The organism is Streptomyces sp. NBC_00353 (assembly GCF_036108815.1).
GTDB lineage: Bacteria > Actinomycetota > Actinomycetes > Streptomycetales > Streptomycetaceae > Streptomyces.
On sequence record NZ_CP107985.1, the window covers coordinates 3,971,743 to 3,985,611 of the forward strand.

At 70.6% G+C, this 13,869-nt stretch carries 12 protein-coding genes; 6 read left to right on the plus strand and 6 right to left on the minus strand.

Annotated features, from left to right (window positions below; translation table 11 throughout):
- Positions 1 to 40: 40 nt before the first annotated feature.
- The 4 genes from OHA88_RS17860 to OHA88_RS17875 are packed head-to-tail and all read right to left on the minus strand — an operon-like array spanning position 41 to position 4,497.
- Positions 41 to 691, minus strand: coding sequence for a GTP-binding protein (locus OHA88_RS17860; RefSeq protein WP_328626260.1), 651 nt, complete (start codon positions 689 to 691; stop codon positions 41 to 43).
- Positions 672 to 1,082 carry a DUF742 domain-containing protein gene (locus OHA88_RS17865; RefSeq protein WP_267001902.1) on the minus strand — a complete coding sequence of 137 codons (411 nt, stop codon included), beginning with the start codon at positions 1,080 to 1,082 and terminating at the stop codon, positions 672 to 674. The genes OHA88_RS17860 and OHA88_RS17865 overlap by 20 nt, the downstream gene beginning before the upstream one ends.
- On the minus strand, positions 1,082 to 1,561 hold the full coding sequence (locus OHA88_RS17870) for a roadblock/LC7 domain-containing protein (protein ID WP_267001904.1): 480 nt from the start codon (positions 1,559 to 1,561) through the stop codon (positions 1,082 to 1,084). Before OHA88_RS17870 ends, OHA88_RS17865 begins: the two co-directional genes overlap by 1 nt.
- Positions 1,558 to 4,497, minus strand: a complete 2,940-nt coding sequence (locus OHA88_RS17875) for a sensor histidine kinase (RefSeq protein ID WP_328629717.1) — start codon at positions 4,495 to 4,497, stop codon at positions 1,558 to 1,560. Before OHA88_RS17875 ends, OHA88_RS17870 begins: the two co-directional genes overlap by 4 nt.
- A gap of 364 nt (positions 4,498 to 4,861) precedes the next feature.
- Here OHA88_RS17875 and OHA88_RS17880 point away from each other — a divergent pair, with 364 nt between their 5' ends.
- Positions 4,862 to 5,647: a hypothetical protein gene (locus OHA88_RS17880; protein ID WP_328626261.1), complete on the plus strand. Its 786-nt coding sequence runs from the start codon at positions 4,862 to 4,864 to the stop codon at positions 5,645 to 5,647.
- Positions 5,648 to 5,780: 133 nt separating this feature from the next.
- Here OHA88_RS17880 and OHA88_RS17885 read toward each other — a convergent pair whose 3' ends face one another.
- A complete protein-coding gene (locus OHA88_RS17885; protein ID WP_383926561.1) occupies positions 5,781 to 6,278 on the minus strand; it encodes a MarR family winged helix-turn-helix transcriptional regulator in 498 nt (165 codons plus the stop codon).
- A 225-nt stretch (positions 6,279 to 6,503) separates the two neighbouring features.
- On the opposite strand from OHA88_RS17885, the gene OHA88_RS17890 reads away from it, so the two are divergent.
- The gene (locus OHA88_RS17890) at positions 6,504 to 7,352 is read left to right on the plus strand and encodes a lysozyme (RefSeq protein ID WP_328626262.1); all 849 of its coding nucleotides are present in this window, start codon (positions 6,504 to 6,506) and stop codon (positions 7,350 to 7,352) included.
- A 191-nt stretch (positions 7,353 to 7,543) separates the two neighbouring features.
- Here the strand turns inward: OHA88_RS17890 and lon are convergent, their stop codons facing one another.
- Complete coding sequence (gene lon, locus OHA88_RS17895; RefSeq protein WP_328626263.1) at positions 7,544 to 9,964, minus strand: endopeptidase La; 2,421 nt, start codon at positions 9,962 to 9,964, stop codon at positions 7,544 to 7,546.
- 162 nt (positions 9,965 to 10,126) lie between these two features.
- Between lon and OHA88_RS17900 the strand changes: the two genes are divergently transcribed.
- From OHA88_RS17900 to OHA88_RS17915, 4 genes are all read left to right on the plus strand, one after another.
- Positions 10,127 to 10,600, plus strand: coding sequence for a hypothetical protein (locus OHA88_RS17900; protein WP_328626264.1), 474 nt, complete (start codon positions 10,127 to 10,129; stop codon positions 10,598 to 10,600).
- Positions 10,601 to 11,105: 505 nt separating this feature from the next.
- Positions 11,106 to 11,798: a spermidine synthase gene (locus OHA88_RS17905; RefSeq protein ID WP_328629718.1), complete on the plus strand. Its 693-nt coding sequence runs from the start codon at positions 11,106 to 11,108 to the stop codon at positions 11,796 to 11,798.
- Between the two features lie 235 nt (positions 11,799 to 12,033).
- Positions 12,034 to 12,771, plus strand: coding sequence for a response regulator transcription factor (locus tag OHA88_RS17910; protein WP_267001914.1), 738 nt, complete (start codon positions 12,034 to 12,036; stop codon positions 12,769 to 12,771).
- Positions 12,768 to 13,844, plus strand: coding sequence for a HAMP domain-containing sensor histidine kinase (locus tag OHA88_RS17915; protein ID WP_328626265.1), 1,077 nt, complete (start codon positions 12,768 to 12,770; stop codon positions 13,842 to 13,844). The genes OHA88_RS17910 and OHA88_RS17915 overlap by 4 nt, the downstream gene beginning before the upstream one ends.
- Positions 13,845 to 13,869 lie beyond the last annotated feature (25 nt).

Sequence of the window (13,869 nt, forward strand, 5' to 3'; positions counted from 1 at the left end):
GGTTCTCCGTTACTTCTACGTGTACGTGCGCGTGTTGTGTCTAAGCGGGTGTGGCGTCAAGAGCGTGGCCCACAAGGGCCAGCAGCGACTCGACGACCGTGATCCTGTTACGCGCATCCATGATCACAACGGGTACGTGCAGGGGTATGGTCAGGGCCTCCCTGACGTCCTCCGCCTCGAATCCGGGTGTTCCCTCGAAGTGGTTGACGGCCACGATGTACGGCAGTCCGCAGCTCTCGAAGTAGTCGAGCGCGGGAAAGCAGTCGGAGAGCCGCCGGGTGTCGGCGAGCACGACCGCCCCGATCGCGCCGCGCACCAGGTCGTCCCACATGAACCAGAAGCGCTGCTGTCCGGGCGTGCCGAACACGTACAGCACGAGGTCGTCGTCGAGGGTGAGACGGCCGAAGTCCATCGCGACGGTCGTGGTGACCTTGTCGGGCGTCGCGGTGAGGTCGTCGGTCTCCTCGCTGGCCTGGGTCATCAACGCTTCGGTCTGCAGGGGGGTGATCTCGGAGACCGATCCCACGAAGGTCGTCTTGCCGACGCCGAACCCGCCCGCGACCACTATCTTCGTGGCTATGGGGGCCCTGGTGTGGTCCAGCTGCCATGCCTGCAGTGACTCTTCGGTCTGGCTCTCCGGTCCCGGCTGACGCGGGGCGGACAGCAGCGAGTCAGAGACGGCGGAGTCCATTCAGCACCCTTTCGAGCAGTGCGCGGTCGGGCTGGCCGGTGCCGTGACCGGTCCCGTACACACGGATCTTTCCCTGGTCGGCCAAGTCGCTGAGCAGCACTCGGACCACGCCGAGCGGCATCTTCAACAGGGCCGAGATCTCCGCGACCGTACGCATGCGGCGGCAGATTTCGACAATGGCCTGGAGCTCCGGCATCACACGCGTGGTGAGGCTGCCGTTGGTGAGCTCGCGGCGCTCCTCGGGCGCTTCCAGCGCGGCCACGAACGTCTCGACGAGGAGGACGTGACCGAAGCGGGTGCGGCCGCCGGTGAGCGAGTACGGGCGGACCCGGGCAGGCCGGCGGTCGGAACCGCGGACGGGGAGCCTGCGGGCGGGTTCAGCAGCGGGCATCACTGGGCGCTCTCCATCGATTTGCGCAGTTCACTGCGGAGTTCGGGGGTGAGTACGTGTCCGGCACGGCCGACGAAGAGCGCCATGTGGTACGCGATGACGCTCATGTCGCAGTCGGGTGTGGCGTGCACGCCGAGCAGGGATCCGTCGCTGATCGACATGATGAAGACGCTGCCCTCGTCCATGGCGACCATGGTCTGCTTGACGCCACCGCCGTCCATCAGCTTCGCGGCGCCGATGGTGAGGGAGCCGATGCCGGAGACGATGGTCGCGAGGTCGGCGCTGGAGCCCCTGGGGCCGTCCTGCCGGCCCGTCGCTCTGGCGGCGTGGTGGCCGGGGTCGGAGGAGAGCAGCATCAGTCCGTCGGACGAGACGACCGTGACCGAGTGGACCCCTGGCACCTCCTCGACGAGATTGCTCAGCAACCAGTGAAGGTTCCGGGCCTCGGTACTCAGCCCGAATGTGCTGGGCGCAGTCAACTGCGTGCCTCCTCGACTGTGTCCCCCGTGTCATCGATTCGACCGCCGGAACGGTCTGCCAGCTCGGCGTGGTCGGTCTGTGCGGTGCGTTCGCTCCGGTCGACGTCGACGTCGAGGGCAGGGCCGGCGCCGGCGGCACTGCCGACGCCCTCGGCGATCTCCGCCTCGACATCGCGGCGGCCGTCCTTCGCGCCCTGATGGAAGCCGCCGAGGCGACGGCGCAGCGCTTCCTTGTCCAGGCTGCCCTTGCGCTCGGTGGCAGGGGCGGCGGCGGGCTTCACGACCTTGGGGGTGCGCTTGGGCAGCCCCTTGTCGGTGATGCGTTCGCCCTGCGGCTGCTGCTGTGGTTCCGGCTGCCGGGGGCCGGGAAAGGCCTCTGCGACGGTGGTGACGGCCGGGACGGGAGCGGTGAAGGGCTCCTGGCTCTCGTCCGCGGTGCGCTCGTGGCGGTCGGGGCCGATGGCGTACGGGTCGGACGCCATCGGGGCCGCGGGAGCCGGCGGGGCCGCCCGGAACTCCGGGACCTCGGGGAGCCGGACCTGCATCGTGGTCTCGGCCTCTGTCTCGGCGGCGAGCGGCTCAGGTGCGGGCGACTCGGCTGCGACCGGCTCGGTTGCGACCGGAGCCGGTGCGGGCACCGGCTCTGTGCCGGGCTCCGCTCCCGCGTCGCGGATCGACTGCTCGGCCGCGGCGATCAGCGGGTCATCGGGCAGTGCGAGCGTCCGGCCCGGCAGGGAGTTGGAGTTGGCCTCGGCGACCGATCCCGGCAGGTTCAGCGCGGGCGCGTCCCCCGGCACCCGCACCGGCGGCGGGGTGGCGGTCGGCGGCGCCTTCGGCAGCAGCGCCTGCGGCAGCACGACGACCGCCGTCACACCGCTGCCCTTCTGCTCGCGCAGCTGGACCCGCACTCCGTGGCGCGCCGCCAGCAGCGACGTCACCTGGAGTCCGAGGCCCGCTCCGTCCGCGCCCTGCCGGCCCGCCTCGAACGAGGACGCGTCGGCCAGCCGGGCGTTGAGCTCGCCCATGCGTACGGACGACATCCCGATGCCCTCGTCCTGAACGGAGAGCATCACCTCGCCGGACTCCAGCAGCCAGCCGGACAGCTGGACATGGGAGTCGGGCGGCGAGAAGGAGGTCGCGTTCTCCAGGAGCTCGGCGACCAGGTGGCTGAGGTCGTCGGCGGCGAAGCCGGCGATCTGGGCATGCGGTGGCAGCGACTGGATGGTGACCCGCTCGTACCGCTCGATCTCACTAACGGCCGCCCGCAGGACGTCGACCAGCGGGATCGGGCCGGAGTGACCGTGGCCGTGCTCGGCGCCCGCGAGGACCAGCATGTTCTCGCTGTGGCGGCGCATGACCGTGGCCATGTGGTCGAGCTTGAAGAGCGTGGCGAGCCGCTCCGGGTCCTGCTCGCGCTCCTCCAGGCTCTCGATGACGCCGAGCTGGCGCTCGACGAGGCCGAGGGTGCGCAACGAGAGGTTGACGAAGGTGTGGTGGACCGTGTTCTTCAGCTGCTCCAGCTGGGCGGCCAGGTCGGCCGTGCGGACCTGGAGTTCGGCGCGCTGGAGGGACAAGGCCTCGTGCCCGGCGACGAGCTCGCCGCGCTCCTTCTCCAGGTTCGCGAACCGGCCGTTGAACTCGTGGAGCAGCCCCTGCAGCTTGCCGTGCAGCGTGTTGAGGTTCCGTACGACCTGGGCGAACTCGTCGTTGCGGCCGGTGTAGCGGACCGGCTCGGCGGTGCCGGGCTCCGCGGCGAGGCGGGCGGCGCCGATCCGCAGGACGGCGAGCGGCTGGGTGAGCGTGCGGGCCACGGCGGTGGAGACGCCGACGGCGATCAGCAGACAGCCGCCGAGCAGCGCGATGTGCAGTTCGAGCGCGGTGACGTCGTCGTCGCGCAGCTGCTCCAGTCGCTGGATCCGGGCGGTGCCGAGTGCGGACTCGACGCTGCGCATCCGGTCGATGCGGGCGGAGAGTGACGCCTCGACCTTCTTCCGGTTCACCTGCTGGTCGGAGTCCGACAGCTCGGGGCGGTCGGTGAGCGCGGCGAGGTACTTCTCCGCGCTGTTGACCTCGGGCCCGGTGACGGTGGAGGAGAGCTTCTCGCGGGCGGTGGAGCCCGCGGCCTGGTCGAAGTCGGCGAGCGCGGCGAGCTCGCGGACCCTGGCCTGCTGGGCGGCTGCGCTCAGCTCGTCACGGTTGCGGTCGTCCTCGCTCGGGCCCTCGTCCTGGGGCTGCACGGGCAGCCCGGTGAACGGGTCGATCTGCGGGGTGGTGGCCACTTCGCGGGGCACCGACAGCGCGGCGATCAGCAGCCCGCGGGTGGCGGAGGCCTGCTCTGCCGCCTGGCCGAGGGCAAGGGGCGCACGGGTGGCCTCGGCGGCGCGCGGCGGCGTCTTCTCGGCCAGTTCGTCGGCGAGGTCCTGCAGCTTGGCGATGACCTCGGAGTACGCCTGGTGGGCCGCGAGCGCCGAGCCCTTGCCGGTGAGCGCGGTGCGGCGCAGCGAGGGGATCGTGGAGAGGTCGCGGCGCAGCGCGGCCGGGGCCGTGTCGCGGATCTCGTCGATCTGCTGGTCGACGCGGGCGCTGCGGCTGCTGGGTCCGTCGCTCTTCGGGCCGGACTTCTCGGCCCGGCCGCTCGCGATGTAGGCGGTGACCTCGTCACGCTCGTCCGCGAGGGCGTGCGCGAGCGCCACCGCCTGCTGATTCAGCTCGGCGAGCGTGACCAACCGCTGGGACTCGTTCAGTTCGGAGGAGGCGCCGAGCGCCGCGGGCGCACCCGCGGCGATGACGGTGATGCCGACGACCGCGACGCCGGCGACCAGCCGGCTGCGTACGCGTACGGTGCGCCGGGTGGGCTCACCTTCGGCCGGCGGCAGAGGTGTCGCCCCGGAACCGCTTCGCTTGCTGCCCTTGCTCCGAGGCCGCTTCTTCTGCACCGGTGCTCGCAATCTTGACTCGTCCACCCTTGAAGCAGAGGTGACGTTCGGTCACATGGAACGGCGCCCCGACCCCTGGTACGGCTTCTGACCATTCCAGTGCTTTTGAGAGGGGGGCGCGCATCAACCGCTCCGCCACCTGAACGAGTGAACATCACTCCAGAGTTGACGAACAAGTCTCCCCACACGCGTCGTCGCGCACACCCGGGCCCCGGGCTGGAACTTCCGCGCAGGCTTTGGCAGGATGCCCGCCCGCACGCCGCTCGGAGCCATTCCTTCCGCTCAAGAGGCAGGGCTGACCTGCCCGTACGGTCCAACGACGCACTCGTGCAGGGTCGGTGAAGGCGTCGTGCAGACTTGCCGTATGCGTATCGAACTCGCCACCGTCCCCGGTAGCCCCGGGCGCCCCAACGAGGACTGGGCAGCCACCGCGCTTCCCGCCTCCGGCCAGGGCGGGACGCTGGTCCTGCTCGACGGCGTCACTCCGCCGCAGGGGAACGACGGTTGTGTGCACTCCGTCCCGTGGTTCACCGCTCGACTGGGCGCCTCCCTGGTCGAACTGTCGGGTTCGCGGCGGGATCTGCCCCTCATGGAGGTCCTCGCCGAGTCCATCCGGCGCACCGCCGACACGCACCGTTCCTCCTGTGACCTTTCTCACGTACGTACGCCGCAGGCGACCGTCGTGATGGCGCGCTGGGACGAACACGAGATCGAACACCTGGTGCTCTCCGACTCGGTACTGCTGTTCGAGTCGACGGACGGCTCGGTACGCGCACTGCTCGACGACCGGCTCGACCGGCTGCCACCGGGCTCCCTGGCCACCGAGGCGATCGCCGACGCACAGGTGCGCAACAAGGAGGGCGGCTTCTTCACCGCTGCCGCCGACCCCTCGGTGGCGGCCCGCGCGGTGACCGGGCGGACGCCGCGCGCCGAGGTGCGGGCGCTGGCCGCGCTGACGGACGGGGCGAGCCGCTGGACCGAGATGTTCCGCGAAGGGGACTGGGCAGCCTGCCTCGGGGTGCTCCACAAGGAGGGCACACAGGGGCTGATCGACCGGGTCAGGGCGCTGGAGGACGCGGACACGGAACGCACGCATCTGCGGCGCAGCAAGACGCACGACGACGCCACGGCGGCCTACGCGGTGCTGTAGGTCACCCGGGTACACGGTCGGCCGGGAGCGCGGAGGGTACTCCCGAGTGGACGGTTTCCACAGGGCGGAGGTCCGGGAGCGCCCGGGAATGCCGGGCCGGTCCAGGCGCCGGCCGGGTCGAGCCCGGCTCCCTTCATTCCTCCGCGCGGGTGTTCAAGTGGTGCAGCAACCGGGCCAGTTCCGCCACCTCGGCCCGGTCCCAGTCGGCGAGCTTGCGTACGTACCGCTCACGGCGGGCGTCGCGGACGCTGCGGTAACGCGCGAGTCCCTCGTCGGTGAGATGGACGAGGAAGGCCCGCCCGTCGGCCGGATCGGGCTCGCGCGCCACCAGTCCGAGGTCCTCCAGGGCGCGCAGTTGACGGCTCATGGTCGCCTTGCCGACCCCGAAGTACGCCGCGAGATCGGTGGCCCGCTGCTGCCCCGCCGACTCCAGCTGCACGAGGAGTCCGTACGCCGCGGACTCCAGTTCGGGGTGGACCTCGCGCGCCATTTCGCCGGAGCTCGACCGCGCCCGGCGCAGGAACACGGCCAACTCCCGCTCCAGCGCCAGGAATACGTGGTCCACACCAGTCGCCCCGGTCGCGCCGGGTTCACTGCCGCTTTCGCTCCCGTGCACGTCAACACCCCTCATGAGCTTTCCTGCCGCTGAAAGTTTCTTTCACTGCTGGTCATCGCCGCAGCTCCGCCAGTATTTCGCAGGCGTAGACCAACGGCACCGCCCAGGCCCCCTTCCGCCGCGCGGGTCTACGTGCGTAGCGTCACTCCTGACATGTCCACACCATTACATGTCACAGGGGTGCGCCGAGCCGCTCCCCTGGGTCGGCAGATCCCCCCACCGAGACCTCGGAGGCACGCAATGCCCGTGCACAGATCCGGATCCGGAACGACCCGCCGCTCGCGCTTGGCGGCGATGGGAACTCTTCTCGCAGCACTCTCGCTTCTGCTCACCCTGCCCGGCGCGGCCACCGCGGCCGACTCCCCCACCGCCACCACCACACCCGCACGCGGGTCGGCCACGATGGGCATGGGTGTCGTCGCCCATGACGGCCAGGGCGGCCTGCCGCGTGACACGCGCGCCGTGCAGACCGAAGGCGTGGACGTCAGCAGCCACCAGGGCAACGTCGACTGGGCGACCCTCTGGAACAGCGGTGTCCGGTGGGCCTACACCAAGGCCACCGAAGGCACCTACTACACGAACCCCTACTTCGCCCAGCAGTACAACGGCTCGTACAACGTCGGCATGATCCGGGGCGCGTACCACTTCGCCACCCCGGACACCACGAGCGGCGCGACCCAGGCGAACTACTTCGTGGACCACGGGGGCGGCTGGTCGCCGGACGGCAAGACCCTGCCCGGCGTCCTCGACATCGAGTGGAACCCGTACGGCGACCAGTGCTACGGCAAGACCGCGGCCGCCATGGTCTCCTGGATCCGCGACTTCGTGAACACGTACAAGTCACGCACCGGCCGCGACGCGGTCATCTACACCGCGACCAGCTGGTGGCAGGCCTGCACCGGCAACAACGCGGGCTTCGCCACCACCAACCCGCTCTGGGTGGCCCGCTACAACACCACCGTCGGTGAACTCCCGGCCGGCTGGAGCTACTACACCATCTGGCAGTACACGTCGTCCGGCCCGTACGTCGGCGACCACAACCACTTCAACGGCGCCCTCGACCGCGTACAGGCACTCGCCAACGGCTGAGTCCCGCCCCGCCGGGCCCCGGTGACGCACCCCGTCACCGGGGCCCGGACCGCCCCTGGGCACGGCCCGCGACCGGCTGCCCGGAAATCGCGGATACCGGGGATACGCGGAACGGCCCGCACCGCCCTCTCGGGGGTGCGGGCCGTCCGACCGGCCGCGCACGTCATGCCACGCCCGTCACGCCATGGCGCTCACGCCGCGGCCGGGATCCTCTCCTCCACCCTGGCCGAAGCCGGGGCGAGAGCGATCTCCAGCACCTGACGGACATCCGTCACCGGGTGGACCTCCAACTTGTCGAGGACCTCGGCCGGGACGTCGTCCAGATCGGCCTCGTTCCGCTTCGGGATCACCACGGTGGTGATCCCGGCGCGGTGAGCGGCCAGCAGCTTCTGCTTCAGGCCGCCGATCGGCAGCACCCGTCCGGTCAGCGACACCTCGCCGGTCATCGCCACATCCGTACGGACCAGCCGCCCGGAGAGCAGCGAGGCCAGTGCCGTCGTCATCGTGATACCGGCACTGGGGCCGTCCTTGGGGACCGCGCCCGCCGGGAAGTGGATGTGCGCTCCCCGGTCCTTGAGATCGGCGACCGGCAGTTCCAGTTCGGCGCCGTGCGACCGCAGGAAGCTGAGCGCGATCTGCGCGGACTCCTTCATGACGTCGCCGAGCTGGCCGGTCAGGGTGAGTCCCGCAGCACCCGTCTCCGGATCCGCCAGCGACGCCTCGACGAACAGCACGTCTCCGCCGGCGCCGGTCACCGCGAGTCCGGTCGCCACGCCCGGCACCGCGGTGCGGCGCTCGGCCGGGTCCTGGGCGGACTCGGGAACGTGGTGCGGCCGTCCGACGAGACCCCGCAGGTCCTCGTCGGTGACGGTGAACGGGAGCTCCCGGTCGCCCAGCTCGTGCTGGGCCGCGACCTTGCGGAGCAGCCGGGCGACGGCCCGCTCGAGGTTGCGTACGCCCGCCTCGCGGGTGTATTCGCCGGCCAGCTTGCGCAGCGCCGACTCGTCGAGGGTCACCTCGTCCTTCTCCAGACCGGCCCGCTCCAGCTGGCGCGGCAGCAGGTGGTCCCGGGCGATGACGACCTTCTCGTCCTCGGTGTAGCCGTCGAGCCTGACCAGCTCCATGCGGTCGAGCAGCGCCTCCGGAATGGCTTCCAGGACATTGGCGGTGGCCAGGAAGACCACGTCGCTGAGGTCGAGCTCGACCTCCAGGTAGTGGTCACGGAAGGTGTGGTTCTGCGCCGGGTCGAGCACTTCGAGGAGCGCCGCGGCCGGGTCACCGCGGAAGTCGGAGCCGACCTTGTCGATCTCGTCGAGCAGGACGACCGGGTTCATGGAACCGGCCTCCTTGACAGCGCGGACGATGCGTCCGGGAAGCGCACCGACATACGTACGCCGATGGCCGCGGATCTCCGCCTCGTCCCGCACACCGCCGAGCGCGACACGGACGAACTTGCGCCCCATGGCGTGCGCGACGCTCTCGCCGAGGGACGTCTTGCCGACGCCGGGAGGCCCGACGAGGGCCAGCACCGCACCACCGCGGCGCCCGCCGACGACCCCGAGACCGCGGTCGGCACGGCGCTTGCGCACGGCGAGGTACTCGGTGATCCGCTCCTTCACGTCCTCCAGGCCCGCGTGCTCGGCATCGAGGATCTCCTTGGCGGCGCGGATGTCGTACGCGTCCTCGGTGCGCTCGTTCCACGGCAGTTCGAGGACGGTGTCCAGCCAGGTGCGGATCCAGGAACCCTCGGGGCTCTGGTCGGAGGAGCGCTCCAGCTTGTCGACCTCCTTGAGCGCGGCCTCACGGACGTGCTCGGGAAGATCGGCGGCTTCGACGCGTGCCCGGTAGTCGTCGGACTCGTCCTCCGGGTCACCGTTGAGCTCGGACAGCTCCTTGCGTACGGCTTCGAGCTGGCGCCGCAGCAGGAACTCGCGCTGCTGCTTGTCGACACCCTCCTGGACATCCTTCGCGATGGACTCGGCGACGTCCTGTTCGGCGAGGTGCTCGCCGAGCCACTGGATGGCGAGCTTCAGCCGGGCGACCGCGTCGGCGGTCTCCAGGAGCTGCACCTTCTGGGTGGTCGTGAGGAAGGGTGAGTAACCGGAATTGTCGGCGAGGGCCGAGATGTCGTCGATCTGCTGGACCCGGTCCACCACCTGCCAGGCACCGCGCTTCTTCAGCCAGCTGGTGGCCAGGGCCTTGTACTCCTTGACCAGCTCGGCGGCGACACCGGGAAGCGGCTCGGGGACGGACACGTCCACGCGTGTCCCCTCCACCCAGAGCGCGGCCCCGGGTCCGGTGGTCCCGGCGCCGATCCTCACCCGGTCACGGCCGCGGATGAGCGCACCGGGGTCGCCGTCGGAGAGCCGGCCGACCTGCTCGACGGTACCGAGCACACCCGTTCCGGTGTACGTCCCGTCGATCCGCGGCACGAGCAGCACCTCGGGCTTGCCGCCACCCGGCCGGACGGCTGCCTGCGCGGCCTCCACGGCGGCGCGCACATCGGTGTCGGACAGGTCGAGAGGAACCACCATTCCGGGCAGCACGACCTCGTCGTCGAGCGGCAGCACAGGCAGGGTCAGCGGAGTGACCGCGTTGGGCTCATTAGCCATGATCTCCCCTTCGGCATTCAAGTTGAGCTATGCAGGCTCAATGCTCCTGAGCGACATAATGTTCCCGCGGCTGCGTTCGCTCTCAGCGATCTTCCTGGTGCCTCGCCCGCCACCTGCGAAATCCGTTCGCGACTGCCTTGCGCACGGTGGGAGAGTGCCCGCATGGGTGACACACGCGGGGGCGACAGGGGCCTGGCCGAGGACGGGACGATCAGACGTGAAGGCTCGCTGAGCCGCGTACCGGCAACGTTCGCCCCCGTGGTCGAGGCGGCCCGCTCCCGGATCACCGATGCGTTCGACGCCGCGCAATGGCACAGCGCCTACCTCTACCGCAGCATCCCGCGGGTCACGGCCATTCCCGGCGTCTCCGACCTGGACCTGCTGCCCGCCCTGCACGCCGAACCGACCGAGTCCGACCAGGCCGCCGCCCGGCCGTCGACGCCGCTCTCGACGCCTCGTTCGGCCCGCGACATGGAGGAGGCCGCGGAGATCTTCGGCCGGTACCGCCCGGAGCGAATCGGTGAACGGCGTCCCGATGACGACGGCAGCAGTAGCAGCGGGGGCGCAGCACCGCGTACCTCTGCCGCACAATCCCGTCCGCACCGCGCAGGGCACCTGCCGCAGATGAACCGGTGAGGCACCGCCGTCCGATACCGGTAGAGGGGACGTGAGGCTGATGCACCCCTCGGGGGAGAACGGGACCGGCGATGACGACGCGCTGCTGCGCGCCGTCGCACATGCGGATGCGGCGGCTCTCGCCACGCTCTACGGCCGGCATGCCGACCGACGCTTCGCCCGGCTGAGCCGCCGGTGCGCGCACGTACGCGGCCGGCCGCGGTCCGTCCCTCCCGCAGACCGTCTCGGACGGCTGCTTCCTGGTCTCGATCGCCCTGGCCGGTTTCGTCGTCGGCCGACTGCCCCCGTGGCGGCTGACCGCACCGGTTCCGGCGTTCTGCACGTACGTCGGGGCGGCGCTCCTGGCCGGGGCGGCGCTCCTGGTGGTGCGCGGCGCACGGCCGGAGCCCCGGTGACCACACCTTTCGACTCCTCGCGCCCCACCCGGATCCACCGATTCCGGCCCCGCCCGCGCCGTCCGACGAGGATGGTGGAATCCATCCGCCGCCTACCGGAGACCGAGGACATGCCGACCGCCGACCGCCGCACCGCTCACAGCTCCGTCACACTCGACCGCCGCGAGGGACCGTACGGGGAGGTCGTCCTGCGGGAGCGGGGGGACGACTTCGAGATCATCGCCAACGGGTGCTTTCTGATGGACACCGCGGACGGGCGCTCCGAACGGCTGTTGATCGATGCCGCACTCGCCGCACTGCCCGCCGGGCGGACGGATCCGGCAGTGCTCGTCGGAGGGCTCGGGGTCGGCTTCTCGCTGGCGCACGCCGCCGCCGAGCCGCGCTGGGGGCGAATCGCGGTGGTCGAGCGGGAACAGGCGATCATCGACTGGCACCTGGACGGGCCGCTGGATCGGATCTCCGCTGCGGCGCTCGCCGATCCGCGGACGGCGATCCTGGCGACGGATCTCGTCACTTATCTGCGTACGACTACGGACCGTTACGACGCGTTGTGTCTGGACATCGACAACGGACCGGACTGGACCGTCACCGAGGACAACGGAAGTCTCTACTCCGCTTCCGGCCTGGCGGACTGCTGGGAACGGCTCAATCCGGGTGGGGTGCTGGCGGTGTGGTCCGCGCAGCCGTCCGCCGCCTTCGAACAGGCCCTGCAGAATGCCGGATTCAGTGGCGTAAGGACGGAAGAGGTGCATGTTGCCCGAGGTGTGCCCGACGTGGTTCATCTCGCACTTCGGGACGGCTGAGGTTCCCCCGCCGGGTATCCGGGCCCCTGGACGCCCGGGGGCCAAGCGTCACAAGACAGACACTCCGCCGCCTGCTTGCGTCCAACCCGTTCCCGTGCCGTTACACCCTGCGTAGCCGGGAACAGTCTGCTGGCTTTACGCTGCTGAGCGGCAAACGGGATCACCCACGAAATTCACAAGCGAAGACCGTGCGTCCGGGGGAATGACCCCCGCGAGAACGGGCAGGGGCGGGGCGATGGAACAGACACACACCACCCACAACGGTGTCGCGGCCACCCCGGGCGCGCAGCGCCGGGTGCTGGTGGTCGAGGACGACGCGACGATCGTCGACGCCATTTCCGCACGCCTGCGGGCCGAGGGCTTTCTGGTGCAGACCGCGCTCGACGGCCCCGCGGCCGTCGACGCGGCCGAGGCCTGGCAGCCCGACCTGATGGTGCTCGACATCATGCTTCCGGGCTTCGACGGCCTGGAGGTCTGCCGCCGGGTTCAGGCCACACGGCCGGTGCCGGTGCTGATGCTGACCGCCCGGGACGACGAGACCGACATGCTCGTCGGCCTCGGCGTCGGCGCCGACGACTACATGACCAAGCCGTTCTCCATGCGTGAACTGGCGGCCCGGGTGCATGTCCTGCTGCGCCGGGTCGAGCGCGCTGCGCTGGCCGCGGTGACGCCGCGCAGCGGCATCCTGCGCCTCGGCGAGCTGGAGATCGATCACGCCCAGCGCCGGGTCCGGGTGCGCGCGGAGGACGTCCACCTGACGCCGACCGAGTTCGACCTGCTGGTCTGCCTGGCGAACACACCGCGCGCGGTGCTCTCCCGGGAGCAGCTGCTCGCGGAGGTCTGGGACTGGGCGGACGCTTCCGGTACCCGCACCGTCGACAGCCACATCAAGGCGCTGCGCCGGAAGATCGGCGCGGAGCGGATCCGTACCGTGCACGGTGTCGGTTACGCCCTGGAGACCCCGGCGCCATGACCCGGCCCGGCTCCGGACTGCGCCCTTTCTCGATCAAGGCCAAGCTGGGCACGCTGGTCGTGGTCTCGGTGTTCATCACGACCGGACTGCTGATGGTGGCGGTGCGCACCAGGACCGAGCTGCGGTTCATCACGGTGTTCTCGGTGATCGCGACGCTGCTGATCACCCAGTTCGTGGCGCACGGGCTGACGGCGCCGCTGGACGAGATGACGAAGGTGGCCCGGTCGATCTCGCACGGCGACTACACCCGACGGGTGCGGGGCGCGGACCGGCGGGACGAGCTCGGCGATCTGGCCCAGACGATCAACCTCATGGCGGACGATCTGGAGGCCGTGGACCTGCACCGCAAGGAGCTGGTGGCCAATGTCTCGCATGAGCTGCGCACTCCCATCGCGGCGCTGAGAGCCGTCCTGGAGAACGTCGTGGACGGGGTCTCCGCCGCTGATCCGGAGACCATGCGCACGGCGCTGAAACAGACGGAGCGGCTCGGCAGGCTGGTGGAGACGCTGCTGGACCTGTCCCGGCTGGACAACGGGGTGGTCACCCTCAAGGCCCGCCGTTTCGAGGTGTGGCCGTATCTCTCGGGCGTACTGAAGGAAGCGAACCTCGCCGCCTCGCACCGCAGGCTGTCCTCCGGCTCCGGGAACCACACCCGCACGGACGTACATCTGCATCTGGACGTGTCGCCGCCCGAGCTGACCGCGCACGCGGACGCGGAGCGGCTCCACCAGGTGGTGGCCAATCTGATCGACAACGCGGTCAAGCACAGCCCGCCGCACGGCCGGGTCACGGTGCGGGCACGGCGCGGCACGCTGCCGGAGTCGCTGGATCTCGAGGTCGTGGACGAGGGTCCGGGCATTCCGGAGTCCGAGCGGCACCGGGTCTTCGAGCGTTTCAACCGTGGCAAGGTGGCGTCCCCGCACGGTCCGGGCAGTGACGGCGGTACGGGCCTGGGCCTGGCGATCGCCCGTTGGGCCGTGGATCTGCACGGCGGTCGCATCGGAGTGGCCGAATCGGCTCGCGGCTGCCGGATCCAGGTCACCCTTCCGGGGATCTCTCAACCACGCAGTTGACGTAGGGCCCGAACCGGAAGGGCAC

What these genes read in the sequence shown, in the direction of transcription:
- OHA88_RS17860 (WP_328626260.1), bottom strand. Translation starts at nt 691, where the DNA reads ATGGACTCCGCCGTCTCTGACTCGCTGCTGTCCGCCCCGCGTCAGCCG.
- OHA88_RS17905 (WP_328629718.1), top strand. Translation starts at nt 11,106, where the DNA reads ATGCCGACCGCCGACCGCCGCACCGCTCACAGCTCCGTCACACTCGAC.
- OHA88_RS17880 (WP_328626261.1), top strand. Translation starts at nt 4,862, where the DNA reads ATGCGTATCGAACTCGCCACCGTCCCCGGTAGCCCCGGGCGCCCCAAC.
- OHA88_RS17890 (WP_328626262.1), top strand. Translation starts at nt 6,504, where the DNA reads ATGCCCGTGCACAGATCCGGATCCGGAACGACCCGCCGCTCGCGCTTG.
- OHA88_RS17915 (WP_328626265.1), top strand. Translation starts at nt 12,768, where the DNA reads ATGACCCGGCCCGGCTCCGGACTGCGCCCTTTCTCGATCAAGGCCAAG.
- OHA88_RS17865 (WP_267001902.1), bottom strand. Translation starts at nt 1,082, where the DNA reads ATGCCCGCTGCTGAACCCGCCCGCAGGCTCCCCGTCCGCGGTTCCGAC.
- OHA88_RS17885 (WP_383926561.1), bottom strand. Translation starts at nt 6,278, where the DNA reads ATGAGGGGTGTTGACGTGCACGGGAGCGAAAGCGGCAGTGAACCCGGC.
- lon (WP_328626263.1), bottom strand. Translation starts at nt 9,964, where the DNA reads ATGGCTAATGAGCCCAACGCGGTCACTCCGCTGACCCTGCCTGTGCTG.
- OHA88_RS17900 (WP_328626264.1), top strand. Translation starts at nt 10,127, where the DNA reads ATGGGTGACACACGCGGGGGCGACAGGGGCCTGGCCGAGGACGGGACG.
- OHA88_RS17910 (WP_267001914.1), top strand. Translation starts at nt 12,034, where the DNA reads ATGGAACAGACACACACCACCCACAACGGTGTCGCGGCCACCCCGGGC.